Raw genomic sequence first — 24582 nt, 5'->3', positions numbered from 1 at the left:
CCACGTACAGGCTGTTACTTGTCATCGGCCAGAATGAAGATGACGTTGGGGCGCTTCGCCTCTTCGGCGGCCAGGGCCGGGGAGCCAATCAGCAGCAAACAAGCGGCGACCGTCAGCAAGTTGCGAAACGAGCGGAATAGGTGCATGAGAAGGGCCTTCTGTCGGGGGTGGAGGCGCAAGCTGGGAGGGCATGGAGTGTGGCCCTAGTATCAACCACCGGCAGGGGCGCGTCAACTTTTCGTTGGATCGTGAAGTTCTTAATAGATGGGCGCCGTTGCCACGTCTTCGTGGCAACGAATGTACGCGAGGTTGCCGGTTGATTGGGGAGCTGCTAAATGCGACTCCCGGTTTTCGGGCAGACGGCGCCGCAACGAACTGGCGAACGCAATCATTGCCACGAAGACGTGGCAACAGCGCCCAGACTTGCGCACACATTCCCTCGGCTCGCGCCTCGGGTTAATGTACCAGGGACAAATCGACTTACGACTAGAAGTCGATCCGGCCGCGGAGGCCCAGCACGATCGCCGTGTCGTTCGCCTCGAAGATCGGGCGAATCGCCTGGATGTCGGCGGTCAGATGGAACCACGGCGTGATCGCTGCATTGTAGTAGATTTCGCCACCTTGGACGTTCTGCGCGGGGCCGAGGGCCTGGATCGCTTCCTGGAAGCCATTGGACAAATCGTAGTAGAAGTAACCGATCCCCATGCGATCGCTTGGGCGAGAAGCGAACCAGCCGAACGCTTCGGAAGAAACGTTGGCGCCAAAGCCATACGGACTGGTGTCGTGATCAGCGACGCCCAGAGTGAGCATCGCCTTGGCGTAGCGATTGGCGCTACAGGGATCTTGCCACAGTCGTTGCTCGGCGATGTAGCCGGCTGACCACGATCCTTTCTGCTCTCCCAAGATCGGAATTTGCACCAGGCCAGCCGGACCGGTGATCCAGCCGTTGGGATTGAAGTCGCGGAACGTGCCGGTGGCGTAGGTCGCGACGACAGTATGCGAACCGGCCAGCCCGCCGATGTCGGTATAGAGCCGATCAAACCCAAGGATCGTAACCCCGTTTTGGAAGTCGAGACCGACGTTGGTCGCATGATTGGTGGTCTCGGTGACGATCACGCCGCGCTCCAGACCGCGTTCGCCTGCTTTCACCAGGCCGGCCATGTTTGAGGTCGGCGCGACGGTCGGCACGATAATGTTCAAGGGAATGATCATCGAGACGTTCATGAAGCCGTCGAGACCATGCCCATAGTCCGGATAAAAACCTTCCCACAAGTCGAGCATGCTGTAGCGGCCCACCATCGCCAAGTGTCCGCCGCCGAGTTGTTGCGTCAACAGCAAGTGCGAGACGGAGTACGAAGGTTGGTTGGTCGGATACAATAGGTTGGCGTTGACCGGCGAAGCGAAGACGGCGTCGGCGTTGGCGTTCTCGCCAAACTGCCATTCCGAGGCGTGAATCAGGATGTCGCCCCCTTCCCATAGCCCCATCTTCTCGGTGTTGAAGTCGACGTACAGATCGAACTTGGCGCCGTAGCTGAAGTTCTGCTGAGCGCCGCCGCTGGAAGGTCCTTGGTAGAACTGCGTCAGCGAGCTCTTGATGCCGATGCCGTGATCGGCCAGGCAATAGCCGTAACCCCATAGACCATTGGTAAGCGTCGGGCGGCAGCAGAGACAATCGCGCGCCGCGCCATGACCGCCGCCCATCTGGGAAGCGCCATGATCGGCGTAGTAGCCGACCGGCGCCACTTGCGGATCGGTCATCTCGAACCCGACGTCGCCAGCTGGCCAGGCGCTGTCAATGACCATCGCACCAGGCGTAGGAGCTGCGGCGAGCACGACGCTAGACAGCGATGCCGCCGCAATCACGAACAAACCGAGTGAGGCGATCAACTTCATGTCTTTGGTTTTCCAGAAAGAGGTATCCGTACCTGGGCGACGCCGAATCCGCCATCCGGGTCGCGTTTGCCGTTGACGCCCTGCCGCACCTTCCTGACGCGAAAGCGTCTTTCGTCGTATCGTCCGCCCAAGTGGAACGTGTTTACCGCTACTTGGCGTGGATGGCTTGATGGCGGCCGGCGAAGTGCGCAATATTCAAGGTGCGCCAGTTGTACGGAGGCGCCCAGCGCGAGTGCTAGCACGCCTCTTCACGCAACGTGCACAAAAAAACGCCGAGGCGCGATACCTCGGCGTTTCTTGATTTGTCGATTCGTGGCAGCCGGACAATTAGTCCTGAACCTGCTTGATCGCTTCGGGCAACTTTTCGTCGACCAGACCCAACACTCCGCGGCCGCCGCCGAGACGATCGGTCACGTCAAACTGCAGCGATTCGGGGAGCGAGTCCCAGTACTTCCGCATTTCGGTCTTCGGCAATTCGGTCAGCGGACGGATCAAGCGGAACCCGACGCAAGTCGACGGGTACTCGGTGAACCACCACGGGCTAAGCGGGAAGTTGGGGTCGGACGCTTTCCAGTCGTCGTCGTGCGAACCGAGCTTCGAGGTGACTTTGCAGTTCTCGGCGTCGTCATCCCACGATCCGCCCTTCGAGCACAGCGGGAACGGTTCGGTCGGCCATTGGATCGCTTCGGCGACGGTGACCGTCTTGCCGGCCAGCGCCTCAGGCGTCTCTTCGGTATAGGCGTCCAGCACCCATTCCCAGACGTTGCCGTTCATGTCGTACAGGCCATATTGATTCGGCTTCTTTTCGCCAACCTTGGCTTGAGCGCCGTCCGCGTTGTCGACGTACCAAGCGTAATCGCCAATCTTGTCGACGTCGCCAAACGAGTAAGGACCTTTCTCTCCACCGGCGGCGGCGAATTCCCATTCGGCCTCGCTCGGCAGACGATACTGATCGCCGGTCACGCCGCTGATCCACTTGCTGTACTGCATCGCCGAGTACTGCGTCATGGTGACGGCCGCTTGTTGCGGATCTTCACCATTTTCAAACGTGAAACTCGGTTCGTACAGCGGCGTCGGAATCGTGACCGCGTCGACCTTGTTGTCGTCGGTGACCGGACGGACGCCGGCGCCTTCGATCTTTTTCAGCTGGTCGTAGAGCGCCATGAACTCTTTGTACTGAGCCCAGGTCGTTTCGGTTTTTTGCATCCAAAACGGTTCGACCTTGACGGTGTAGGCCGAGTCGCCTTCGCCCATCACGCGCGTCCCGCCGGGGACGGGAACCATCGACAGTTTGACTTCGGCGCCGGGGACGGTGATTTCGTAGGGGACCATAAAGCCGCCGTCGATTTCGACGAAAGGCCCTTCGGCCGGCTTGGTCTTCGAGATGCCGAGCGTGTCGGCGGCCGCTGCGGTCGAAACGGCCATCAGCAGCGCAACTAAACAGGCGGACGCAATACGCATGAATCTCAGTTCCGGTTGAGAGTGAACAATTCTTCTTGGTATATGGGGCGTCCGCAAGGGCCGCCCAAGCTCTTCATTTTACACTACGACCGCGGCAGGAACGACCGACGCGTTGCCGAAAGATCCGCAAAATTGCGCACCGATCCCCCCTTTTTCGCGCCCTCTCGGCAAATAATTGCGCGATTTGGCGGAGGGCGGTTTGGTAAGAAAGGGAAGTCGTTAGTTCGGATTGCTGGTTTCCAGATCAATCTCGACGACGTTATTGTTCGCCGCGACAATCTTCCAATCGGCGACCACCACGCCGACCCGCGGGGCGAACATGTCGCACGTCAGCCAGGTCGGGGCGGCGATGATCGTGCCGCGGAACACCAGCCCATCGCCGACGTTCAACTTGCGAACCAGCGACAGCGGAATCTCTTCGCCAATGCGAAGTCCGACCGGCTGCACAAACAGGTTGCGGCGCGGCATCGGCTCGTAGACCAGGGTCTCGTTATTGCCGAACATCGGCGCGTAATTGTGTTGCATCGCAATGTTGGTGCGACCGGTCCACGAAACGTTGATCAGCACTTCGTCGCATTTGAAGCTGCGGACGCCCGCAGTGAACTCGACTTCGCGCCCGACCAGCTCGTTGGCGATCTGCTGCAGCTTGATCGCTTCGTCGCGATAGAGATACGGATTGGGACGATAGGTCGCCAGCGTCGCGGCCAACTGTCCAAACTCGTACAGCTCATCGACGTCGACCAGTTCGACTTCGTCGTCCACCGGCTGCGCGGCCGACACGGGACATACGCCGAAACCAGAGACGATCAAAGCGACGGCCAATACGTAACGCGACATGGTTCTTTCTTCCTCAGCGGCGACAGTTAAACGCGCACAAACTTCCCCAGGGGGTCTTCTAGTCTAGGTCATGACCGGCGCTAAAAACGGAAAAACGCCTCTGGGAGGCTGTCGAATGAGGCAACAGCAATGTCGTTTTCATCGACAACCGTTACCAACCGCCGTAAGCGCGGTATTAATAAATAGAGGCTATATCGAGCTTCCGCCATTTTGTAACGAATATCCGGCCTGGCGCAGCAATTGCTAACTAGTCCGGCTTGCTCTCACCCCTGGAACGAACCTGGAGACCTTCATGACGCTTAACCCCACCCATCGGCGTAAGTTTCTCGCGGCCGCACTGCCGCTGGTCGCTTTGACGCTGGCCTGCCACTTACCGCAAACCGCCGCTGCGGCTGACGCCGATTACGAGGCGGTCGTCTCCAAAGGGGTGAACTACCTGGCCGGCAAGCAAGCGGCCGACGGCTCGTACAGCGCACAGATCGGCATCGGTCCGACCGCGCTGGCGACGCTCGCCCTGCTGGAACATGGCCGCGGCGTCAACGATCCGCAAGTCGCCAAGAGCCTGGCTTACCTAGAGAAAGCGGTTCGGGACGACGGGGGCATTTACGCCGCCAACGGTCGCCTGAAAAACTACGAAACCTGCATCGCGCTGATCTGCTTCAACAAGGCGAACAAAGACGGCAAGTACGACGAAGTGGTGAAGAACGCCGAGCAGTTCGTCCGCGGCGTGCAGATCACCGACACCGACGGCGTGGGGGAAGAAGACGTCAACTACGGCGGCTCTGGGTATAGCGGCAAGACGCGTCCCGACCTGTCGAACACCGCCTTCATGGTCGACGCTCTCGTTTCTAGCGGCGCCAAAGAAGATGACGAAGCGATCCAAAAAGCGCTGATCTTCGTCGGCCGCTGCCAGAACCTCGAAAGCAAGTACAACACCACCAAGTTCGCGGACAAGGTGGAAGACGGCGGCTTCTACTACACCCCGGCCGTCAGCGGCGACCAGGGAGACCGCGGCACCCCCAACGGCGGCTTGCGCAGCTATGGTTCGATGGGCTACGCTGGGCTGAAGAGCATGATCTACGCCGGCGTCGACAAAGACGATCCGCGGGTCGAAGCGGTCCTCAAGTACGTCCGCGACAACTTTGACGTCTCGGCCAATCCCGGCATGGGCCAGGCCGGCGTCTTCTACTATTACCAAACGTTCGCTAAGGCGCTCGACGCCTTTGGCGAGCCGACGATCACCGATGCCGCCGGCGTCGCCCATGATTGGCGCAAGGAACTGATCGCCGAACTGGCCAAACGCCAACAGGAAGATGGCTCGTGGGTCAACAGCAACACTCAGTGGATGGAAGGCGACGCTAACCTGGCGACCGCATTCGCCCTGCTGGCCTTGGCCGACTGTAAAGAGAGCAACTAGCGCTGCCCCAAGCTGACGCTGCAAAGAGGCGCAACGGGTTTAACTCGTTGCGTTTCTTTGTGCGCGGTATGCCAATGCAAGCCCGTTTCGAAAAAAGAAGGCCCGCGCCGAGGCAGTGACTTGGGCCTTCTTTCGCTTGGTTCGTCTTACGACGAACTTCCGCCTTCTTCGTTCTGATTGGCTATTCGACCGGCTCAGAAATTCCGTTGATCGAAAATGGTCTGATCCCGAAGGTTTCGATAACTACGGCGTAAAGTGCGGGTATTACGAACAACGTCAGCAGCGTCGCCACCATCAACCCATAAATCATCAGCCACGCCATCCCTTCCCACAGCGGACCGCCGGCCAAAGCCAACGGGAATAAACCGCCCACCGTGGTCGCCGTGGTCAAGAAGATCGGCATCAGTCGCTGGCGCCCCGCTTCGACCAGGGCGGCGCGAAATTCTGCTTTCGACAAGCCCAAAATCGGCCCGTCCCCCTGCTTCTTTTCGGCCCGCTCTCGCAGCACGATGTCGGCGAACTCCATGTAGATAATGCCCGCGTTCAGCACGATGCCAAACAGCGACAACACACCCAGCTGCGGCATAAAGCCAAGCGGATTGGACGTCACCCACAACCCGAAGATCGATCCGATCATCGCCAACGGCAACGTGCCGACGATCACCATCATTTTGGAGAGACTGTTGAACTGAATGATCAGCAGCAAGATGATCACGATGAACGACAGCCCGAACGACTTCATCATATTCCCTTGCGCCTTGAGCGACTCTTCCAAGGCGCCCCCGATCTCCACACGGAAGCCGGGCGGCAGATGCTCTTGCAGCTCTTTCATCTCCGGCGAGTTCATCACTTTCATCGTGATGTCGTTGCCCGAGGCGCCAGGCTCGACGCGTGAGCGAACTTCGATCGTGCGGTTCATGTCGCGGCGATCGATGATGGCGGGCTCCCAAGTGGCCGAGACGCTCGCCACCGCCGAAAGCGGAATCTTGCCGATGTCTCCCTCGACGTAGGCCGATTCAATGTCGGCGATCGACCGTCGTCCTTCTGGACGGAGCCGGAAATAGACCGGCACCTGGTGATCCCCTTCACGGAAGATGGTCAGCAGCCGACCCGAATAATAGGCGTTCAGCGTTTCGGCGATCTGCGAGTTGCCGACCTGCGACAAACTCGCTTTGTCGGGATCAACATTGACCCGCAGCTGATAGCCTTCGACGCCCCACGAGTCGTTGACGTCCCACGTTTCTGGATCGGCCTCGACCATCGCCTTCACGCGATCAGCCGTCGCGTGCAGACGTTTCATATCGGCGAAACCATCTCCCACAACCCGCATCACGACCGGATCGGCCGGCGGACCCAGGAACATTTCGATCGGCACGACGCGGGCGCCCACGATCGGCTGCAGTCCCAGCGACTCGTCCCCTTGCTGCGCGACGGCCCGCAGCTCTTCGGCAAACTCGTGCGTTAGTTTTCCATCAGTCGTGTGAATCAGGATCTCGGCGTAGTTGGGCTTGCGCGGCTCTGGTTCCCAAGACAGGTACCACCGCGAACCGCCGCCGCCGACCAAGGTTCGCATCGCGGCCAGGCGCTGCCGCTGGTTCCCTTCGTCGTCGACGTAGGGGGAAAGCTTACGGATCATTTCTTCGACCCGTTTGGCGACTTCGTCGGTCTGATCAATCGTGGCGATCTCCGGCAACCAGACTTCGACCACAAATTGATCGCGTTCGGTAAGCGGAAAGAACTCGCTACCGACCGGCAATCGCATCGCCAAGATCAACACCAAGACTGCCAGGGCGATCGTGGCGAACTTGAACCGCAGCGCCACGCGCCCAAATAACGCGTAAGTTTCGTAGATGAACCCGTGCCCTTCGCCATGCGGCTTTCCTCCCCGACGAAATCGCTTGGCGCACCAGGCCATCAGCCATGGAATTGGCGCGGTCGGCTTGGCCGGGTCTTTAGGCGCCCGGATGAACGCGGCCGCCAAGATGACGCAAAACGTCATCGCCAAGATCCAACTGATCGCCAGCATCACCGACAACGTGATCGGCAGGCCGTAGATGAACTCGCGATTGGCGCCATCCAGGGCGATCAGCATCGGCACAAAGGCGGCGATGGTGGTGAGCGTGCCGTTGAGCATCGACGCTCCCAGCATCTGGGCCCCGGAGACCGCCGCTTCGGTTGGCGACATCCCGGCCGCCTGATTGGTGCGGGCCTGGTCGCAGATCTGCACTGCGTTGTCGACCAAGAGGCCCAGCGCGATGATCATCGAGGCCAACGACATCTGCTCGAGCTGCACATTGAACAGCGTGATGACGCCGATCGACGCTAGCACGACGAAGGGAATGTTGGCCGCCATCACCGTCGCCGTGCGAAAGCCGACCACTAGGTAGACCACGACGATCACGATCAGGATCGCCTCAATGATGTTGACGAGCACGTCGCGAATGCGGCCTTTGACGCTATCGGACTGGTCCGAAATGATCGTCACGCCCAAGTCGGGCGGCAACACGCCGGTGACGTTCTGCATCTGGTTGACCTTCGCCTTGGCCGAATCGCAGATGTCGATAATGTTGGAGCCGGACTTCATCGTCACGGCAACGATCACGGCCCGCTGTTCGAGCTCGGTATCGCCATAGCGACAAATGAGCGGCGGCGGATCGAGATAGTCGCGACGCACGTTCAGCCCCAAGCTATCGAGATAGACGTGATTGGCGGCGCTATCGGTCGGCGAGAGCCCGGCGATGATCGAATCGAGCTCTTGCACCGCGTCAATTTCGCCCCCTGGCTTCACGTAGAAACGGCCGTCATCAGCGTCAATCGTTCCGCCGGGGGCGACGATATTACGAGCAGCCACCAACTGCTGCAGTTGCGTCGAAGTAAGTCCCAACTTCGACCAGGTGCCCGCATCGGTTTCGATATAGATCGCCTCTTCCAGCACGCCAAAGCGATCGACCTTGGCGACGCCCGGCAAGAGCCGCAACTCGTCACGAATCTGCTCGGAAAAGAGATCGATCTCACGCGGCGTGTAGGCGAACGCCGGGTCAATCACCTTGGCGCCATCCAGCGGCTTCTGATGCACCGCAAACAGGATGATGTTGGTGTCGGTGAACTCGTCGTTGACGTACGGCGTGACGTTCGGCTCCGGCATCTGCACGTTCCGCACGCGAGCCCGGACCTTGTCCCAGATGTCGTCAACCTTGTCGCTCGGCAGCGCATCTTCCAGCTCGACAAAGATCGTCGACAACCCGTTGCTAGAGGTAGAGCGAATCAGCTTGACCTCTTCCAGGCCGTCGATCGTTTCTTCCAGAGGATCGGTAATCAGCTCTTCGACTTTCTGGGCCGACGCGCCGTCCCAACGAGTGGCGACGACGCAGACCTTGATCGTGAACTCGGGATCTTCCCGGCGCGGCATCGTCATGAAGCTGACGAGCCCCCAGGCGACCGTCATCAACACGATCGAAACGACCACCGTCGGTCGCTGTACGGCGAATTCAGGCAGGTATTTCACTCGGCGGCTCCTGGCTTTTTGATGATGACGATTTCATCTCCATCGACCAGGTAATGGGTACCTTCGACGACAAGCTCGGCGCCCGACGCCAGACTCTCCGGATCGATCGGTTCAATTCGCTGCAGCGTCGCTTCTTGTCGCAGCGCGGCGTCGTCGGTCAAGATGTTGACCAGCACCTTGCGGGCGATCGGCTGATCGGGATTGCTGCGATCCACGACAAATACCGAGGCCTCTTCGCCAGCGTGCCGCAAAGCTTTCATCGGGACGTAGAGCCCCGCCTCGTTCGACTCATCCGACAGTTCGACCCGTACCAGATCGCCTGGCCGCAATAGCCAGCCGCCCCGGTCGTACAGCAATTTGTCGCCGTCCCAGTCATCGGGCTGTTGTCCTTCAACAATCAGCTTGCCGGCGATCAGATCACGCTCGGGATCAAAGTCTTGATCGCTTTGAATCGTGACCGGCACAAAATGCCAATTGCCCAGAAACGGCACTTTAACCGGCTGGGCCAATACGCGGATCTTCTTGACCGACAAGACGCGATTCTTGTTGTCGGAGATTTCGCCCATGTGCCGATTGGTCGCTTTCCAGACGAAGGCGCCTTGGGCGTCGTAGTGGATCGACTCTTCCTCGACAAACAGTCGCTCGTCGCCGCTGAGAACCGGGCCGATGTTCAGCGGCCACAGGTCAATCGTCCGGGCGATCGGATATCCCTGCAATTCGCTCGGCGGGGTCATCTGCACTTCTTCGTTTCGCGCCAGCAACCTAACCGTAAAGGTTCGCGTTTGCGGATCGGCGACCGCGTCGGTCAGATAGACGAAACCACACAGGTCCTTGCGCTGTCGAGCCGGATTGATCGTGTAAACGCGGAGCGAGTCGCCATGTTGAAACTTGCGTGACGCGGCGGCCGACAGTTCAAACTCGATCGAGACCGGATCCATCAGCTGGACCGTCACGACTGGGTCGCCGGCGCCGACATAACTGCCTGGCAAAACATGTGTCTGGGCGACCTGCCCGCGGAAAGAACTGTAGAGGACCGCGTCTTGCAGATCGCGTTCGGCGTCGGCCAGTTGCTGTTCGGCCTGCAGCGTCTGCGCTTCGAGCGAACGGAGTTCTGCCTGCCGAGCGGCAAGCTCCGCCTTCGATCGGGCCAGGTTCGCTTCGGCGGTCGCCATGTTGGTGGTCGCCTGATCAAGATTGGCCTGGGTGCTGGCCGACTTGTTGAACAGCTTTTCGGTCCGAGCCAGTTCGATCGCGGCCAGTTTCTTTTCCGCTTCGGCGGCGGCGATGCTGGCCGGAATCCGCTGCTCGATATCGACGTGAACCGCATCAATCTGACGGCGGCTCACTTCAACAGCCGCCTTGGCCGATCCGACCGCGATCCGCAGCCGCTCGTCATCGAGCCGAGCCAGCGGAGTCCCCTCCGACAGCAGATGCGTTTCACCATTTTCGGCGACGATTCGCCCTTCGATCTGCTCGTTTGGCTCGATCACCTGGCGGACTCGACCCGGGACCTCGAAGCCAATTTGCTCCGTTTTCCAAGAAACGACCGATCCGGTTACCTCGGAACCGACCCCAGGACGCGTCGTAGTCAGGGTCATGGTCGAGACCGGCCGCGGCGGCTTGCGGACATCCGCAACTTCCGCCTGTTGGGAACAGCCGAAAACCCCGCCAGCCAAGAGACCAGCGACGGCGACGAAAGCCGGAAAATGCAATAACATGCGGATAAAGGCCATAGCCACGCCTTTGACTGCAAAGAGAACTTGCCGAAAAGTAAACCGCTCGGTACAGTTTAGGCGACCCCACCCGAAAGTAAACCCCAAGGTGTAATTTTGTCTGTCGAGCTTCCTGCGGAGTCCCGTCTCACCGATCGAAAACGGGCGGCGATCGTCGCGGCTGCGGTGAAAGAATTCGAGGCCTGCGGCTTCGACAACACCAGAATGAACAAGATCGCGGAGACGGCCGAGGTAAGCAAACGGACGGTCTACAACCACTTTGAGAGCAAAGACGCCCTCTTTCTGGCGATCGTCCAGGAGCTGCTCGACACGACCGAGGCGATGCCCGACGCTCCCTACGCGCCAGACGAGCCGCTGGATGAGCAACTGATTGAAAAGGCGAATCGGATCATCGAGCTGTTTACCTCTGACAGCTTTCAAAGCGTCGTCCGGGTAACGCTTTCACGATTCTTGATGGCGCCGCAACTGGCCGAACAAACGATCGGCGATCAAAAGCGGTTCCGCGTGCGGCTGGTTCGCTGGCTAGAAGAAGTGGTCGCCGCCGGACAACTGAAGATCGACGACTGTGAATTCGCCGCGGCTCAGTTCTGCGGCATGTTGCAGACGTTCACTTTTTGGCCGCAGGCGTTCCGGTTGGAACCGCCACCGTCGAAAACGGAACTTGACAGAATCGTTCGCTCGACGGTGGAGATGTTCCTGAGCCGGTATGGAGTCTCGAGTTAACTCTTGATCCCTTCCGCAATTCGATCGCCAATCTTCTTGTCGATGTTGCGCCAGTATTGAATCGCTCGCTCGAGCACCGGCGACGAGACGCCATCGCTTAAGTGGCCGACAACGTTCGACACCAGGCGATCACGGGCCGCGTCGTCCATCACTTCACGAACCAGCGTGCCGGCCTGGCCCCAGTCGTCGTCATCCTTTCGCAGCGTGTAGGCCTCGCGAACGAAGCTGCCGCCGGCGTCCCAGACGTCGTTCTGCGGATATCGATCGGGATCGGCCTGCGGGCCTCCTTTGGAGTTGGGCGCGTAAACTGGATCCGTCACGTTCTCGGTCCGCATGGCGCCATCCTTGCTATAGCTATGGAAGGGGCACTGCGGACGATTGACCGGAATCTGCTTGTAGTTGACTCCCATCCGGGCACGGTGGGCATCGGCATAGGCGAACATTCGACCGAGCAGCATCTTGTCGGGACTGGCGCCAATGCCGGGGACCAGGTTGTTCGGCTCGAAGGCGGCCTGTTCGATTTCGGTATGGAAATCGGTTGGGTTGCGGTTGAGCGTCAGCTTGCCGACCTCTTGCAGCGGATAGTCGCTGTGCGGCCAAACCTTGGTCAGGTCGAACGGATTGAAGCGGTAGGTTTCGGCCTCTTCGTACGGCATGATCTGCATCTGCAGCGTCCAGCTGGGATAGTCTCCCTGCTGAATCGAATTGAACAAGTCGCGGCGATGATAGTCGGAGTCTTCGCCGGCGATGCGAACCGCTTCGTCCTGCGTCAGGCATTCGATTCCCTGATCGGTCTTGAAGTGATACTTCACCCAGAACCGCTCTCCCTTGGCGTTGACCCACATGTAGGTATGGCTCGAATAGCCGTTCATGTTTCGCCAGGTTTTGGGAATGCCGCGATCGCCCATCAGCCAGGTGACCTGATGCGCCGACTCAGGCGAGAGCGTCCAGAAATCCCATTGCATATCATGATCACGCAGGCCGTTGTCGGCGCGACGCTTTTGCGAGCGGATGAAGTGCTGAAACTTCATTGGATCGCGGATGAAGAAGACCGGCGTGTTGTTCCCCACCATGTCGTAGTTGCCTTCGGTGGTGTAGAGCTTCAGCGCAAAGCCCCGCGGATCGCGCCATGTGTCGGGGCTGCCACGCTCTCCGGCTACGGTCGAAAAGCGCATCAGGGCGTCAGTCTTCGTCCCAGGCTGAAAGACGGCCGCCTTGGTATAGGCGCTGACGTCGTGGGTCACTTCAAATTGCCCGAACGCGCCGGAGCCTTTGGCGTGCGGCTGTCGCTCGGCGATTCGCTCGCGATTGAAGTTCGCCATCTGCTCGATCAGGTAATTATCGTGCAGCAAGATCGGCCCATCGGCGCCGACGGTCAGCGAATGTTCGTCACTGGCGACCGGAATGCCGGCGTCGGTGGTGGTTGGCTTCGGTTTCTTGTCACTCATATTTTTGCGGCCCTTCGCTTGTTGTCTCGTCGCCCGGCATGTATGGAAACCGTTATTGTAGGTCTCCCGCGGATCGTCGTCACCGAGACGAGCGTCTCTCTCGCAGAAAGGCGGGGGGGAACGATTTTTCCCCTCGCGCGACAGTTGCGCCGGTGCGACGCCGGATAGGCAGACCACCCAGCTGGCTGCTACGATGACGGCGACGAAATTACCCCGTCAATCTCTGTTAGGAACCGCCCGTTGTCTGAGCCTGCCACCTACTTTTTGATGGTCGAACTAAAGCCGACCGCCGAGAGCGCATATAATCCTGCGGAAGTCTCCGGCATCTTCACTCACTGCTTTGTGCCGAGCGGCAACTTCTACGAAGCGGTCACGATGTTTGAAGGGGCGATCGCCGCGCAGAATCTGGAACTGATCAACATCGAGTGGTGCCTGCTGTACGACTCGTTCGACTGGACGCCGGAGGATCAGACCGTTCACACCAAGCTACGCCAGAAAGCGATCAATACCGGCGAGGTCTGCTTTGGGGAGATGGTGACTTGGAACGACGAGGATGAGGACGAAGACGAATAGCCGCGAGATTTTCCCAAGAAGAAGTCAGAATCTCTGACAGTTGCCTATTCCTTGAAAACTTCTTGAGGAATCTTGTGCGCCTGCTCATGGCTGGTAGGCTCAATTCCTAGAACATTCTTTGCGAGCGTAACATTCGTGCTCTTTGCTTGCCGGCAGGTCGCGCTGAACGCTGCGCCTCTTTGTCTTTACATGCCCTGCGCGTGCGATCGCCAACAACCAAGACGGACTACTAGGAGCCCTAATGAGAATGACCAAGACCCTGATGACCGCCATCTTACTGACTTCGGCGATCATCGCTCCGGCCCTACTTCGTGCGGAAGAAACGCCCAGCGAAACCGCTCCGGCGGAATCGGTGACGCTCGAAACCTTGCAAGCCAGCCCGGATGACGCCGACGCGATCAAGGCTTTTGGCGAAAAACAGTTGGAAGCAGCAAAGGCCCTGAGTGAAAAAGAGCCCGAAGCCGCCGTCGAAATGCTGTCCAAACTGCAAGCGGGCCTGGCCGAAGTGAAGCCAACCGAACGCCCCGCGGTGGTCGCCCTGATGATCGTTCGCAATCAAGTCGGCATGACCGAACGCAATCTGGCGAACTCGCTGTGGTCGCTGGAAGACATGAAAGCCAAGATCGCCGAATCGCCGACCGATCCGGCTTGGGTGAACCGCTACACGATGAAACTGTACGCCGACAACGCGGTGCTCGTCCGCAGCGATTGGCAAAAGGCGAAAGAGCCGGTCGATGCCGGGGTGGCCTATCTCGAGAAACTAGCGGAGGAGAGCGAAGACGAAGCCTATCAGACGGCGGTTAAGCGAGCCGCGTCGCAGCTCGGTCGTCTGCAGCGCTCGATCGAGTCGCAGAAGAAATTGGCGGCGCTGATCGGCAAGCCGGCGATGCCGCTGTCGGCCGACACCTGCGTGAACGCGGAGTCGCTGACCGACGCCGACGTGAAAGGCAAAGTGGTTGTGCTCGACTTTTTCGCCATCTGGTGCGGTCCCTGCATTGCGTCGTTCCCGCACGTTCGCCACTGGAACGCCGACTTGGCTGACAAAGGGGTACAAGTGATCGGCGTCACCAGCTACTACGGCTACGACTGGAACGAAGAAACCGAAAAGCCGGCCCGCGGCGAAGACGTTTCGCACGAAGCCGAAGTCGCGATGCTAGGCAAATTCGCCAAGTCGCACGAACTGACCTACCCGCTGATCGTCAACGAGTCGAAGGACATCTTCAAGTACTACGGCGTCAGCGGCATTCCCCAAGTCGTCGTGATCGACCAAACGGGAATCGTCCAACTGGTGAAGGTCGGCTCGGGCGAAGCCAACGCCAAAGCGATCGAAGCCAAGGTCAAAGAGCTGCTGGGCGAAGGTTAAGTTCCCCGATTACAGATCGAAAACTAAAGAGCCATGCCGATTTATCGGCATGGTTTTTTTTGCGCTGCGGCTCTGTTGCTTCTGCTTGCGGCCGCATTCCCTTGGCTTGCGTCTGGGGTTAGTGTCCCGGATTAAACCATCCCCCACTTCTTCCGCAGATACCATTCGCCGCCTAACAGCGCGACGACCAGGATCAGGTTCAGCCACGCGTCGCGGGTCGACTCGGGCCAGGTCCATTTGGTTTGGACCTCGACTTCGGTTTCGGGCGGCGACTTCTTGACCAGTTCGATCAGCTCCGGCAATTGCTCCGCCGCCCACGCTCGTCCACCGGCGGCCGAGGTGATCGCGGCCAGGCTCGCCATTTGTGATGGCTTGGCCGAGGGGTCGGCCAGCTCCAAGTCTTGATCGGCGACAAAGAAGCGTCCTTTGCCGGTCCCCAGCGGTTTGCCGTCGCGCAGCGCCGTCACTTCGATCAGATAATCGCCGGCCGCTTCTCCCGTCTCGACGGCGCCAATCACCCCTTCGTCCCCCGGCGAGAGACGCAGACTGCTCTTGCTGCCGTCCGGTGCGATAAGCGACGCCTGGAAGGTGGCGTCGGCAATCACGTCGCCTGCGGCGTCGCGTGCTCCGGCGTTAAAGGTGAAGTCGGACTGGGGCGGAAAGCGTCGCTGTGGCAGTTCGACGTAGACGTCCCGGCGCTCGAGCTCTTCTTTCTTGGCGAGCCAAAGAATTGCCTGCCGCCAAAAACGCTTGTGCAGATCGGCCTTGCCCAGCATCGCCCATTGCCACGTGCCGTCGACGGCGAAGGCCAACACGCGGCCTAAGCCATACTCGCCGGCAATCAAGATCGGCTCATTGCGGTCCGACTCTAGCAAGACTTGCGCTCGCGGCTTCACCGCTTCAAAGTGATTGGCGCCATGCATCGGCGGCAAGGTTCGCCAGACGTTGTCGTTCTCGTTCAGTACCGCGATCGTCGTCAAGTAGTGCGGCTTGGCCGGCCTCAGCGAGAAAGGCCCCGAGATATGCAAGTCTTCCCGAATCGGCGCGTCGAAATCTTGCCCTTCAAACCGGTTGATCGTGATCGGCAACACGTCGGCCAGCGCCGTCCGCTGATAACGCCCAGCGCCAAACGAATGGAAGCCGCCTTGCATCATCAGCCCTTTTCCCTCTTCAACCTGCTTGGCGATCAGCGTCCAGGTTTCGTCGGTCAGGGCGGTCGAGTCGAGGTCGCCGATCAAAAAGACGTCGTACTTCCCTGCTTCGATCTGCTTGGTCAGGTCGATCGGCCATTGGCTGCGGCGGCGACGATCGATCCATTGGAAATCGATCTGCATGTCGGCCGAAGTGGCGATCGCGCGGCGGAGGAACTTCTGCTCGTGGCGATCGAGCACGCGGCCTTCCAGGTAAAGCACCTTCAGCCCGCCCGAAAGCACGTTCAGATAGGCGTCGAGCCGATTGTTCTTCGAGATCAACTCTCCCTCTTGCGGCTCGACGGCGACCGTCAGCTTGTATTGCCCTGGCGTCTGCGGCGTGTAGCGAAAGCCGACGTCAAGCGTCTCTTGGTCTTTGCTGGTCTGGATCCGCTTCGTCTCGATGACGGTCGCTTCTCCCTTTTCGTTCTCCAGGATCAACTGGACCGGAACCGGGCGATTGGCCATCCCTTGAATGTGGACCGCCGCCTGAACGACCAATTCGTTCTTAACGAAGACGGTGAACTGATCGGCCAGCGTTTTGACCGCCACGTCGCGAGCCTGCGACGGATCGATCGCCTGGCCGAAGGTGAGCGTATGCAGCGGCACATCCAAGCGAGCCAAGTCGCGAGCGGCTCGCTGCAGCTCTACCCGCGGAGTAAACACCCGCTGGGCGCCGTCCGACAACAGCACGACCCCCGCGAGCTTTTTCCCCGCCATCTGCCGCAGCACATCGTCCATAGAAGACCCGATGTCGGTAAAGCGGCCGTCCGCTTTGGGCGGAAAGGTGATCGCGCCGCGCTCAAACGCGGCCCGCTCCGCCTTGTCGTCAAACGAGTAAACGGCGACTTCGATGTTCTGGCCGAGCGCAGCGAGATCGGACTGCACCCCTTGCAGCGCGTCCTTGACCGCCTCGTACCGCGTCTTACCGCTAGAGGAGTCGGGTATCGACATGCTTTGACTGGCGTCGAACAGCACCACCAGCGTCGCCGTCTGCGGCCGGGTCGTGGTCGTCAGCCAGGTAGGCCGCAACATCGTCAGCACCAGTAGCAGGATCGCGCCAAATCGTAAGAGCGCGATCAGTCCGCGGCGCCGTTCGCTGGTCGAAGCGAAGGACGGGGCGATCGCTAGCAGCGCGACCAGGACCAGCGCCGTGATAAAGACGACGGCCAGGCTGCCGAATGTCGGTTGCAAGTACCAGCTCGACATCGCTACGCCTCCTGCCGATAGAAGCGCTGCGACAAGGCGAATTCCATCGCCAGCATCAGGGCGACCAGCAGGATCAACGGCGAGTAAAACTCGCGGCCGACGCGAGCTTTGCCTTGCTCGCGCTCGATCTCACTCTGCTCTTTCGCCAGCTGATAGCGTTCGGCGCCGAAGATCTCGTTCAGCTCTTCCGGCGGCAGCGGCGAAAGCTGCGTTGCAAATGGCGGCAAATTGACGCTGAAACCAAGCAGCGGACCGCCACCCAGCGGACGCAAGCGATACGTGCCGATCTGATCGGTGAACGGAATCAAAATCAAGCCGCGATCCGGTATCACCTCTTGTGGGTCCCCTCCGCGCGGCGTGAACAGCAAATGCGTCTGCTCAGCTTGCTGCGGGCCGGTCAATAGCGACGCTCGTTCGCCGACAAAATAGTTCAACCGCTCTTCGCCGCTCCGCACCACGTAGCGGGCCATCTGATTCGACAGCACAAAGAAGGGCCACGAGTCGAAGCCGGTGAACAGGTTGTTCCAGGCCGGCGACTCATCCGACGCGATCGACGTAGTAAAGGTCAGCACCAATCCCTCGCCGACTCGCTGTTCGATCAAGGTCGGCATTCCGTCGCTGTACGGAATCACGACGTTGGCGTCCGGCTCCAGGTCTTCCAGCGACCAGTGGCGATCAATCGGAAAACTACGCCACGGCACGCTATCGCCGATCTCGCGAAATGGCGCCAGCAAGCTGTGCTGATAGTCTTTCGGTTCGAGATACCAGAGTCGTTCGCCGGCTCGCCATTGTCGCGCCAGTTTGCCCGGCAGCAGCTTCTGCGGCTCTTCAGCGTTCAGCTGCGCCAGCGCTGGCGTAGCGCTCGGCCCCAAAAAGATCGCCAGTCCCCCGCCCCGCTCTACATACGCATCGAGCTTTCGCCAGACGCTGTTCGTATAGGCGCCGGGGTCGATCAGCACGACGCCGCGATAACCGTCCAGCTCTTGCCGCTCGAGCGTGTCCGGCGTCACCACATCAACGGCAAAGGGCGCCCGGCCTGACTCTTGAAACGCCGGCGGAGCGATGGCGTTGATTAAGTCTCGCCCAGCGCCAGGCTTCGACTCGACGATCAACAGCGGCCAAGGTTCCCGCACTTCCAGCGTAAACCACCGCTTGTCGTCGGCGTCGAGCCCGTCGACCGCCGCCAAACTGACCCAGCCGTTATGGACGCCAACCGGCAAATCGGCCAGTCGAAACTGGACCGACATCGTCTCGCCATCGGCCAACTGTAGATTGCGGCGATCGCGGCGGTCCGCCTTCGGCAATAGCAGCTTGCCATCTTCGACGATCGGCAGCGTGTCATCCGGTTGCTCCAGATAGAGCTCCAACGTCTGCGAAGCCTCCGGCCCATCATGAGCGACGTCGACTTGCAGCAACACGTCGCTGTTCTTCGAGACGCTATCGGCGGACAGTTGCAAATCGGCGACCGCCGTGTTGCGAACGTCGACCGCACTGACGTCAATCAAGTAGAGCGGATAGTCGGGATGATCGGCCAGCTTCCGCTTCAAGTCGCTCTGCGCGGCCCCTTTCCAGGCAGGCTCGCTCAGGTCGGTAAAAACGTAAATCTCTTTCCGCTTCTTCTCGCTCGAGTCGGCCAGATCGATCGCCTGCGACACGACGCGGTCGATACTCTCGCCGCCGGCCGAAACTTCCAGCCGCTGAATCGCCTGGCGAGCGGCGCCAATATCGGCCGCAAAGATCGACGCCCCGGTGCGACGATCGGCGACCGCCACTTCGCTCTCGGGCGGCAACTGGCCGGTCAGCCAAACCGCCATCTCTTGCGCCTTTTCGAGCCGCGTCTGATTCTCATGCTGATAGAGAAGTCGCGGCGAAGTGTCGAAAACGAACACCGCAGACACCGGCGCCTCTTGATCCCCCAGCGAACCGCCGCCGCCGGCCGACAGCGCCATCGGCGTCACGATCCCCAAACCGATGAGCAGCGCCACGGCCAGTCCAGTCATGCCGATCGCCAAACCGCGACTGGCGCCAACCGTCCAGGTCGCCGCCGCAATAATGCCGGCGATCGCCGCGCCAAACGCCAAGATCCCAACCATCACCCAGCTGCTAACCGAGGCCGAACTGACGCTCGGTCGAGCTAGCGCCAGCGCCAACAGCAAGATGATGCAGCAGCGGAGCAGCAGCAGGATCCAATGTTTCAGCTCGAGCCGGCGTTGGTTTTGCACTTGCCGCGCACGGACGAACCGCAAAGCGGGGAACTCGATCCGCTTCGGTTGTTGCCGCATCACCAGATGCAGCAGAATCGGCACGCCGATCAACAGGCCGCCGACAAGCAAACTGAGGTTGGCCAACTGCATGGCTTAAAACCTCGTGCGGCGGTTAATCAGGTATTCGGTCAGCGCCTTGTCAAACGGCATGCTGGTGTCGAGCTCGACGTAGTCGACGCCCGCCTTGGCGCAGTCGCGGCGATAGCGCTCGCGAAACGCTTCCACCTCTTTACGATAGTCGGCGCGATAGCTATTGGCGTCCAGCTTGAGCGTCTCGTTCGACTCGGGGTCTTCCAGTTCGACCATCCCATCAAACGGAAACGTCACCTCCGCTTCGTCCAGCACGTGAAACAAGATCACGTCGTGCTGGCGATGGCGAAGTTGATAGAGCGCCTTGAATACCTCTTCGGGATCCGACAACAGATCGCTGAAGATCATCACGACGCTCCGGTGTTTGAGCATCGCGGCCAGTTGGGACAAGCTGTGGGCGATGTCGGTTTCGCCGGTCGGCTGCAAGTTGGCCAACAACGAAAGGACGTCCCCCAGATGCTTCCGCTTCGACTTGGGCGGCAGACTCTGGCGGATCTTGGTATCGAACGTCACCAACCCAACCGGGTCTTGCTGATGCACCATCAAGTAGCATAGCGCCGCCGCCAGCGAGATCGAGTAGTCGAACTTGGTCATCTCTTGGCGATAGGTGTAGCCCATCGACTTCGAGAGATCCATCGCCAGGTAGCCGGTGATATTGGTTTCGGCTTCAAACTTTTTGATGTAGTAGCGATCGGTCTTGGCGTAGACGAGCCAGTCGATGTCTTTGGGATCATCGCCATGTTCGTAGCGACGATGCTCGCTGAACTCGACCGAGAAGCCGTGATACGGACTGGCGTGCAACCCCTGAAAGAACCCCCGCACGACGAACTGAGCGCGCAAGTCGAGCCGCGATATCTGGCGGATCACTTCAGGCTTGAGGTAGCTCTCGACGGTGGACATAGGATCTTGTAGGGCGTTGATGGATGGCCAAGCTTTACACGAGCCCGCAGCGCCAGCGAGGGAATGTGGCTGCAAGCAAAATGACTAATGCCTAATCACTAATGCCTAATCACTAATGCCTAATGAGGGAGAGGACTTCGCTTCTTGGCATTAAACATTAGTGACTAGTCATTAGACATTTCCGATTCCATTCCCTCGCTGGCGCTGCGGGCTCGCGTATTGTTGGTTTGCGGGGTGGCGTCAGGCCGAGGCCTGACCTACTTACTTCTCGAATTTCTCCACTTCCGGTTCGCGGATTTCTTCCAGCAGTTTGCGGATGACGTCTTCGTTGGTCATTCCTTCGGCTTGGGCTTGAAAGTTGGTGCTGATGCGGTGACGGAGTACCGGGATCGCGATCTTCTTGACGTCTTCGATCGCGACCGAGAACCGGCCTTCCATCGCGGCGATCGCTTTGCCGCCGTTGATCAGGTTTTGTCCGGCACGGGGACCAGCGCCCCAGTCGACCAGTTCTTTGACGAACTTCGGCGTCTCCGGATCTTTCGGCCGGGTCGCGCGAACCAGTCGGGCGACATACTTCACCACGTACTCGCTGACGGCGACCGACTGCACCAGCTTTTGAATGTTGAGGATCGCCCGGGCCGAGAAGATCTTGCGCACTTCGACCTTCTCTTGCCGCGTAGTGGTCGACAAGATTCGCTCTTCTTCATTGAGCGTGGGATAGCCGATGATGATGTTGAACATGAAGCGGTCGAGCTGCGCTTCCGGCAGCGGGTAGGTTCCTTCTTGTTCGATCGGGTTTTGGGTGGCGATCGTGAAGAAGGGATCAGGCAGATCGTACGTCTCGCGGCCGACGGTCACCTCGCGCTCCTGCATCGCTTGCAACAGCGAGGCCTGCGTCTTGGGAGGCGTACGATTGATTTCGTCCGCCAAGAGAATGTTGGTGAAGACCGGCCCTTCGACAAAGCGGAAGTTACGGCGGCCATGCTCGTCTTCTTCCAACACATTGGTGCCGGTAATGTCGGACGGCATCAGGTCAGGCGTAAACTGCACCCGCTTGAACTGCATGTCGAGAACGCGGGCCAAAGTGCTGACCATCAACGTCTTGGCCAAGCCCGGCACCCCTTCCAACAGGCAATGTCCGCGAGTAAAGATGGCGGCGAACAATTGCTCGATAACGTCTTCCTGGCCGACGATGACCTTCTGCAACTCTTGCTGCATCACCAGCCGCTGTTGCTTAAACTCTTGTAGTACTTCGCCAAGGTTGCGGGTTTTTGCCACGAAGCGATCCTCTACTGGGCTGAAATCACTGGCCGGCTACGGGTTGTCGAGGCGAAGCCGATTACTCGGAGTGCGAATGGAATTTGCAATTTTGTCGCCCCCAAACGCCGAATGGCTCTAAAATATGGGGATGATGCGTCCAGACAGCGTGATTCTAGAAATCCCAGCCGTCGGCGGCAACGTGTACGGGCGCTTCATCAACTGCGTTAACTATTGAAAAGTTAGATATTTATGTCGACCAACAGTCGCGACGCAGCTAGCCTGTTTTCGATCTCTGAAAAGCTTACGCAGTTTGCCTATGCACCCTTGGCGATTGTGGCGATTGCGGCGACTTTGTCGATCAATTTGCCATCGGCTGCAGCGCAACACGTGCGCCGCGGCGGTCAGGCGGTTACGCCGCAGCTGGTCAACGAGTCGATCTCCCGCGGCATCAACTTCCTCCGCAAGCAACAACAACCCGATGGAGGTTGGGCCGAATACCCAGGTCAACCTGGCGGCGTCACCAGTCTGGTGATGTTGGCGATGATCGAAAGTGGCGTCGACCCCGATGATCCGGCGATCGTCAAAGCCCTCGGCTATCTCGAAGCGAAAATTGGCCAGCCCGAGCACACCTACGCCCTTAGTCTGCAGATCATGGCGTATGGCCTGGCCGATCCCGTCGGTCGCAAGGCGAAGATCGTCGCCGACGCCCAAAAACTGTCGGGCATTCAAATTCGGGGCGGCGATCGCAGCGGCATGTGGACCTATTCCGACCCGCGCGGCGGCGGCGGCGGCGATAACTCGAACACGCAATTCGCCATTTTGGCCCTCGACGAAGCGGCCCATGTGGGGGCGAAAGTCGACGAACCGACCTGGCGGGTTTCGCACGACTATTGGGAGAAAGCGCAGAACCCGAATGGATCGTGGGGTTATTTGCCCAACTCGCCGGGGCGCGGCAGTATGACCGCAGCCGGGATCTCGTCGATGATCATCACCACCAAACGTCTGGCCGAGGGAGACGCCGTCGTCAATGGCGAGTCGATCCAGTGCTGCGGCCAGCAAACGCCCAACGACGCCATCGAGGATGGCTACAACTGGCTGGGCCGCAACTTTACCGTCTACACCAACCCGGCCGACGGGGGCGATTCGCTCAATCTGCTTTACTATCTCTACGCAGTCGAACGCGTAGGACGCTTAGGCGGTCGCCGCTTTATCGGTGATCACGATTGGTATCGCGAAGGCGCCGAAATGCTGGTCAACAATCAGGACTCGCTGAGCGGATCGTGGCGTGGGACGGGCAACGCCGAAGTCTCGCACCCGGCGGTCGCGACCTCGCTGGCCCTGCTGTTTTTGGCCAAGGGACGCCGCCCGGTGTTGATCGCCAAGTACAAGCATGACGCCGACGGCCCCCGCCGGACCGTCAGCCACGACTGGAATCGCCATCGCAGCGACATCGCCAACTTGACCCACTTCATCGAGCCGCGGTGGGGCAACCAGCGGATGACCTGGCAGGTAATCGACGCCAAGCATGCGACGACCGAAGACCTGCTGCAAACGCCGGTCTTGTGGATCAGCGGCAGCGATGGCCTGAAGCTAACGGCGGAACAGGAAAAGAGCCTGAAGCTGTACATCGAGCAAGGAGGTTTCGTCTTTGCCGAAGCGGCGTGTGGCGGCGCCCAGTTTGACGCCGACTTCCGCGCGCTGATGAAACGGCTTTTCCCCGAAGCGCCGCTGCGGCTGTTGCCGCCGGACCATCCGATCTGGTTTGCCGAAGCGCCGGTCGAGGCCGAGTATGCCAAGCCGCTGTTGGGGATCGACGCTTGCTGCCGCACCAGCGTCGTCTATTGCCCCGAAGATCTCGGCTGCTTCTGGGAACTGAACCGCAGCGAAGCGGTCGCCAAGTACCCCGAAAAAGTGCGAGCCAGGATCGAAGCCGGCAACTTGATCGGGGCCAACGTGCTGGCCTACGCGACCGGCCGCAAGCTGAAAGAAAAACTGCAGGAAGTCGAAATTGACGACTCGTTGGGGGTTGAAGATGGCCAGACCCGCAACACGCTAATCGTCGGCAAAGTGCGACACACCGGCGGGGCCGATGACGCTCCGGCGGCGCTTTCGAACATGGTCAAGGTAGCCGGGCGTCAATTGGATTTCCGCTTTGACGCGTCGCCTCATTTGATTCCGGCGAGCAACGAAAAGCTGTACGAATTTCCGATCCTGTTCATGCATGGTCGTCGCGATTTCAAGTTCACGCCGAAAGAGCGAACCGCGATCTATGATCACTTGAATCGCGGCGGGTTCCTGTTCGCCGACGCGATCTGCGCCAGCGTTCCCTTCACGACGGCGTTCCGTCGCGAAATGAAAATGATGTTTCCCGATGCCGAATTAAAAGAGATTCCGCTCGATCATCCGATCTTCTCCGAAGCGTACAACGGTTTCGACATCACCACCGTTTCGGTCAACGATCCACAGGAACGCCAAGAGGGAGAAGGCCTGCAGGCGACGCAAACCCGGCAGTCGCCCAAACTGGAGGGGCTGTGGATCGACGATCGCCTGGTCGCGGTCTTCTCACCGCTCGACTTGAGCTGCGCGATGGAGAACGGCTCGTCGCTGCAGTGCGAAGGCTACATCCGCGAAGACGCCGCCCGGATCGCCGCCAACATCTTGCTGTACGCGATGCAGCAATAGCATCCAGCCGCATGTCTGACACGAAGCGCGAGGC

16 protein-coding genes are annotated in these 24582 nt (G+C 59.7%); 5 read left to right on the top strand and 11 right to left on the bottom strand.

Annotation, left to right across the window (positions count from 1 at the left end; translation table 11 throughout):
• Positions 1 to 14 precede the first annotated feature (14 nt).
• From Enr8_RS26385 to Enr8_RS02990, 4 genes are all read right to left on the bottom strand, one after another.
• Positions 15 to 146 (bottom strand): hypothetical protein, encoded by a 132-nt coding sequence (locus tag Enr8_RS26385; protein WP_261342413.1) that lies wholly within the window; start codon positions 144 to 146, stop codon positions 15 to 17.
• 340 nt (positions 147 to 486) lie between these two features.
• Positions 487 to 1893, bottom strand: a complete 1407-nt coding sequence (locus tag Enr8_RS03000; RefSeq protein ID WP_146429131.1) for a carbohydrate porin — start codon at positions 1891 to 1893, stop codon at positions 487 to 489.
• 327 nt (positions 1894 to 2220) lie between these two features.
• On the bottom strand, positions 2221 to 3354 hold the full coding sequence (locus Enr8_RS02995) for a formylglycine-generating enzyme family protein (protein WP_146429130.1): 1134 nt from the start codon (positions 3352 to 3354) through the stop codon (positions 2221 to 2223).
• A gap of 219 nt (positions 3355 to 3573) precedes the next feature.
• Complete coding sequence (locus Enr8_RS02990) at positions 3574 to 4191, bottom strand: hypothetical protein (protein WP_146429129.1); 618 nt, start codon at positions 4189 to 4191, stop codon at positions 3574 to 3576.
• A 292-nt stretch (positions 4192 to 4483) separates the two neighbouring features.
• Between Enr8_RS02990 and Enr8_RS02985 the strand changes: the two genes are divergently transcribed.
• A complete protein-coding gene (locus Enr8_RS02985; protein WP_246119926.1) occupies positions 4484 to 5608 on the top strand; it encodes a prenyltransferase/squalene oxidase repeat-containing protein in 1125 nt (374 codons plus the stop codon).
• 181 nt (positions 5609 to 5789) lie between these two features.
• Here the strand turns inward: Enr8_RS02985 and Enr8_RS02980 are convergent, their stop codons facing one another.
• Both Enr8_RS02980 and Enr8_RS02975 read right to left on the bottom strand, forming a co-directional pair.
• On the bottom strand, positions 5790 to 9113 hold the full coding sequence (locus Enr8_RS02980) for an efflux RND transporter permease subunit (RefSeq protein ID WP_146429127.1): 3324 nt from the start codon (positions 9111 to 9113) through the stop codon (positions 5790 to 5792).
• On the bottom strand, positions 9110 to 10846 hold the full coding sequence (locus tag Enr8_RS02975; protein ID WP_146429126.1) for an HlyD family secretion protein: 1737 nt from the start codon (positions 10844 to 10846) through the stop codon (positions 9110 to 9112). The genes Enr8_RS02980 and Enr8_RS02975 overlap by 4 nt, the downstream gene beginning before the upstream one ends.
• A gap of 96 nt (positions 10847 to 10942) precedes the next feature.
• Here Enr8_RS02975 and Enr8_RS02970 point away from each other — a divergent pair, with 96 nt between their 5' ends.
• On the top strand, positions 10943 to 11569 hold the full coding sequence (locus Enr8_RS02970; protein ID WP_146429125.1) for a TetR/AcrR family transcriptional regulator: 627 nt from the start codon (positions 10943 to 10945) through the stop codon (positions 11567 to 11569).
• Here the strand turns inward: Enr8_RS02970 and Enr8_RS02965 are convergent.
• Positions 11566 to 13017, bottom strand: a complete 1452-nt coding sequence (locus tag Enr8_RS02965; RefSeq protein ID WP_146429124.1) for a catalase — start codon at positions 13015 to 13017, stop codon at positions 11566 to 11568. The genes Enr8_RS02970 and Enr8_RS02965 overlap by 4 nt on opposite strands.
• A 240-nt stretch (positions 13018 to 13257) precedes the next feature.
• Between Enr8_RS02965 and Enr8_RS02960 the strand changes: the two genes are divergently transcribed.
• Together Enr8_RS02960 and Enr8_RS25700 are read left to right on the top strand one after the other, a co-directional pair.
• Positions 13258 to 13590 (top strand): hypothetical protein, encoded by a 333-nt coding sequence (locus Enr8_RS02960; protein ID WP_146429123.1) that lies wholly within the window; start codon positions 13258 to 13260, stop codon positions 13588 to 13590.
• A gap of 247 nt (positions 13591 to 13837) precedes the next feature.
• The gene (locus Enr8_RS25700) at positions 13838 to 14953 is read left to right on the top strand and encodes a TlpA family protein disulfide reductase (RefSeq protein WP_222434784.1); all 1116 of its coding nucleotides are present in this window, start codon (positions 13838 to 13840) and stop codon (positions 14951 to 14953) included.
• A 131-nt stretch (positions 14954 to 15084) separates the two neighbouring features.
• Here the strand turns inward: Enr8_RS25700 and Enr8_RS02950 are convergent, their stop codons facing one another.
• From Enr8_RS02950 to Enr8_RS02935, 4 genes are all read right to left on the bottom strand, one after another.
• Entirely contained in the window at positions 15085 to 17352 is a 2268-nt protein-coding gene (locus Enr8_RS02950) for a glutamine amidotransferase (RefSeq protein WP_146429122.1), read from the bottom strand.
• Between the two features lie 2 nt (positions 17353 to 17354).
• Positions 17355 to 19706, bottom strand: a complete 2352-nt coding sequence (locus Enr8_RS02945) for a BatA domain-containing protein (protein WP_146429121.1) — start codon at positions 19704 to 19706, stop codon at positions 17355 to 17357.
• Between the two features lie 3 nt (positions 19707 to 19709).
• Entirely contained in the window at positions 19710 to 20606 is an 897-nt protein-coding gene (locus Enr8_RS02940) for a DUF58 domain-containing protein (protein WP_146429120.1), read from the bottom strand.
• Between the two features lie 261 nt (positions 20607 to 20867).
• Positions 20868 to 21824 carry an AAA family ATPase gene (locus Enr8_RS02935; protein ID WP_146429950.1) on the bottom strand — a complete coding sequence of 319 codons (957 nt, stop codon included), beginning with the start codon at positions 21822 to 21824 and terminating at the stop codon, positions 20868 to 20870.
• A gap of 291 nt (positions 21825 to 22115) precedes the next feature.
• Between Enr8_RS02935 and Enr8_RS02930 the strand changes: the two genes are divergently transcribed.
• Positions 22116 to 24548: a DUF4159 domain-containing protein gene (locus Enr8_RS02930; protein ID WP_146429119.1), complete on the top strand. Its 2433-nt coding sequence runs from the start codon at positions 22116 to 22118 to the stop codon at positions 24546 to 24548.
• Positions 24549 to 24582: the final 34 nt, after the last annotated feature.

It is taken from the genome of Blastopirellula retiformator, assembly GCF_007859755.1.
GTDB lineage: Bacteria > Planctomycetota > Planctomycetia > Pirellulales > Pirellulaceae > Blastopirellula > Blastopirellula retiformator.
This window is presented reverse-complemented; position numbering and strand designations above follow the sequence as displayed.

Bases quoted from the DNA above. Each gene is read 5' to 3' on its own strand.
- Enr8_RS02950 (WP_146429122.1), bottom strand. From the start codon at position 17,352: ATGTCGAGCTGGTACTTGCAACCGACATTCGGCAGCCTGGCCGTCGTC.
- Enr8_RS02985 (WP_246119926.1), top strand. From the start codon at position 4,484: ATGACGCTTAACCCCACCCATCGGCGTAAGTTTCTCGCGGCCGCACTG.
- Enr8_RS02965 (WP_146429124.1), bottom strand. From the start codon at position 13,017: ATGAGTGACAAGAAACCGAAGCCAACCACCACCGACGCCGGCATTCCG.
- Enr8_RS02945 (WP_146429121.1), bottom strand. From the start codon at position 19,706: ATGCAGTTGGCCAACCTCAGTTTGCTTGTCGGCGGCCTGTTGATCGGC.
- Enr8_RS02975 (WP_146429126.1), bottom strand. From the start codon at position 10,846: ATGGCCTTTATCCGCATGTTATTGCATTTTCCGGCTTTCGTCGCCGTC.
- Enr8_RS26385 (WP_261342413.1), bottom strand. From the start codon at position 146: ATGCACCTATTCCGCTCGTTTCGCAACTTGCTGACGGTCGCCGCTTGT.
- Enr8_RS25700 (WP_222434784.1), top strand. From the start codon at position 13,838: ATGACCAAGACCCTGATGACCGCCATCTTACTGACTTCGGCGATCATC.
- Enr8_RS03000 (WP_146429131.1), bottom strand. From the start codon at position 1,893: ATGAAGTTGATCGCCTCACTCGGTTTGTTCGTGATTGCGGCGGCATCG.
- Enr8_RS02940 (WP_146429120.1), bottom strand. From the start codon at position 20,606: ATGTCCACCGTCGAGAGCTACCTCAAGCCTGAAGTGATCCGCCAGATA.
- Enr8_RS02995 (WP_146429130.1), bottom strand. From the start codon at position 3,354: ATGCGTATTGCGTCCGCCTGTTTAGTTGCGCTGCTGATGGCCGTTTCG.
- Enr8_RS02930 (WP_146429119.1), top strand. From the start codon at position 22,116: ATGTCGACCAACAGTCGCGACGCAGCTAGCCTGTTTTCGATCTCTGAA.
- Enr8_RS02990 (WP_146429129.1), bottom strand. From the start codon at position 4,191: ATGTCGCGTTACGTATTGGCCGTCGCTTTGATCGTCTCTGGTTTCGGC.
- Enr8_RS02935 (WP_146429950.1), bottom strand. From the start codon at position 21,824: ATGCAGCAAGAGTTGCAGAAGGTCATCGTCGGCCAGGAAGACGTTATC.